Annotated in this window: 1 protein-coding gene; it reads right to left on the bottom strand. The window is 70.4% G+C overall.

Annotated features, from left to right (window positions below; all coding sequences use genetic code 11):
* Positions 1–740 (bottom strand): LysM peptidoglycan-binding domain-containing protein (locus KDK95_RS34835; RefSeq protein WP_212522621.1); only part of this gene is annotated, 740 nt, incomplete at its 3' end.
* Between the last annotated feature and the right edge of the window lie 29 nt (positions 741–769).

Raw genomic sequence — 769 nt, 5'->3', positions numbered from 1 at the left:
GTCTGGGCGGGCTCGATGGTGTCGAGGACCCAGCCTGGTCGGATCAGGTTCGGATCGGTGAGTTTCTGTCCGTCGGGTTGGGTGTGTCCGGCGTTGATCGTGTAGAGGACTTTCCAGTCCTCGCCCTGGCCGTAGTCGGCGCGGGCGATGTCGTAGAGGTTGTCCCCGGTCACGACGAGGTGCGTCGTCTCGGTGGGGTGGGCCGGCGACGGGCCCTGCGTGTCCGTGCTCGAGGCGGATGCCGCCGCAGTCTCGATCTGCACGGTGCTTAGCGGCGCGGTGGATGCGGGTGTTCGCGCCGGGACCTGTGGGGTGGTGGCGGCTTGGGCGGGGGCGGCGGCCCGCGCCATCAGGGCGGTGAGTCCGATGGCGGTCAGAAGGATGACGGCCAGTGTCTGGGTCGGGCGCAGTCCGGGCAGCGGCGGGAGTTCGACGCCGCGGATCAGTGCGATGGTCTCGGCCGCGAAGGACACGGTGATCAGGAGCCAGAGCAGCCAGATGACGATGGCGATGACGTCGAGGTAGACCTGGTCGCCGAGGATCGGGGTGGTGACGTCGTTGCCTAGCCGGCTGAGGCTGGGCAGGTGGTGCGGCAGGGGCCAGCCGATGTAGCGCACGAGGCCGTAGGGCAGTCCTGCGAGCAGGAAGACGGCGAGAGCGGCGGCGAGCACGCCGCGCACCGTGAGTGCCGCGGCGCGGGCGATGCGGGCCGGCAGGCGGGCGGGTGCGGGTGCGCTCATATCAGGGGCCTAACAGGTCGCAGTGTCGG

It is taken from the genome of Actinospica acidithermotolerans (assembly GCF_018139625.1).
Lineage (GTDB): Bacteria > Actinomycetota > Actinomycetes > Streptomycetales > Catenulisporaceae > Actinospica > Actinospica acidithermotolerans.
This window is presented reverse-complemented; position numbering and strand designations above follow the sequence as displayed.